The organism is Citrobacter sp. TBCS-14, from assembly GCF_005280805.1.
Classification (GTDB): Bacteria; Pseudomonadota; Gammaproteobacteria; order Enterobacterales; family Enterobacteriaceae; genus Citrobacter; species Citrobacter gillenii.
In genome coordinates this window covers 1-307 of record NZ_SZWM01000126.1, presented here as the reverse complement: position 1 = coordinate 307, position 307 = coordinate 1, and the positions used below count along the sequence as shown (strand labels likewise).

Here is a 307-nt window from a genome sequence, read left to right as displayed (position 1 = left end):
GGCCGATCAAAGCCATTTCCTGGCGTTTTAATACGTTGTCATGCGCGTGAGTTTTGCGGGCATAAAGGAAAACCAGCAACCCCGGAGCATACAGCACCACGGACAACAGCAGGTGCATCGGACCTGACGCGTACAGTAACCATAAGCCATAAATGCATGCACCGACACCAACAGCCTGATGAATTGGGCGGGTCGCTATTTTCAGCAAAAATGCGCCGACGAGGAAATAGGGCACCAGAATCATCTCAGAGGCAATAGTCAGCAGCGTATTGTAGTCAGAACCTGTGAGCCAGATCAGCACCAGACA

At 51.5% G+C, this 307-nt stretch carries 1 pseudogene; it reads right to left on the bottom strand.

Annotated elements, in window-relative coordinates:
• Window positions 1–307 (bottom strand): annotated as a pseudogene (locus FDX22_RS00680) (arginine:ornithine antiporter); the annotation flags it as partial.